General features: G+C 28.7%; 2 protein-coding genes. Both read left to right on the forward strand.

What is annotated here, in order from left to right:
- On the forward strand, nucleotides 1-576 hold a 576-nt coding region (locus QZ306_RS10615), incomplete at its 5' end, for an HNH endonuclease signature motif containing protein (RefSeq protein ID WP_295163678.1).
- Between the two features lie 45 nt (nucleotides 577-621).
- A partial coding sequence (locus QZ306_RS10620) for a hypothetical protein (RefSeq protein WP_295163679.1) occupies nucleotides 622-1,026 on the forward strand: 405 nt, incomplete at its 3' end.

Genomic DNA, 1,026 nt, shown 5'->3' on the forward strand with positions numbered 1-1,026 from the left:
CTTCTTGGCTTTGAAGACAGTTATGAAATTTTGAATCAATATCCATTTACAATCAGGAATAAGAAAACATTAAATAATATATGCGAACATTTAGATAAAGATGGTTATGCTGTTTTAAATTTATCAAAGAATCAAAGACAGGGCCCATATAAAAAGCACAGACTTATAGCTTTACAATTCATTCCCAATCCAAATAATTTACCAGAAGTAGACCATATAAATCATATCAGAGATGATAATAGAATTGAAAATTTGAGATGGAGTAGTCATGGGGGAAATGTATTGAATAGACAAATATTCAAGGGAGTAAAATATCTGTTTGTTGATGATATATCAGATGATGCTATACAAATTAATGAATATGGCAACCATACATTTGAAGAAGGAAAATATTACTACTACTTTGATGAAGAACAAAATGAAGATGTATTTTATGTAAAAATAACTGACGATATATATAAAATATTACACCACAATATTAAAAAAGGAGGTGGTAAATTTGTTCAATGTAGAGATATCAACAGTAAGAATGTATGCATTTATATCAATAAATTTAAACAATTATATGATTTATAAATCTGATATTTATTTTTTTTACAAATGACACATTTTAAAAATGTAATGAAAGAAGTAGAAGTTTTAATCCAAAAGACCATGCGAAAAAACCAAAAAGAAATAGAGGGCGCGTTGATGAAACCAATTCATCCTTCCTATCCATTTAGCACGAACGGAATATATTTTTTGATAGGCAAACCAGGTGCTGGGAAAAGTTATTGGATATGGAAACATATTTTAATTACCGAGAGATTATTTAAATATCCATACTATCAGAAGATAATATTCTGTTCGACCTCAGGAAAAGCAGATAAAACTGCCGAGGCGATGAGTCAAAATGTCAAGACACCAATCATATATTTGAACGAAGCAGAATTGATGGATTATTTGAAGAAACATCTAAAGAGAAAGATAAAATATTATGCGATGGTAAAGCATGTATTATCAAAAATGAAAGAGACAAATGAAGAA

It is taken from the genome of uncultured Brachyspira sp. (assembly GCF_910588665.1).
Classification (GTDB): Bacteria; Spirochaetota; Brachyspiria; order Brachyspirales; family Brachyspiraceae; genus Brachyspira.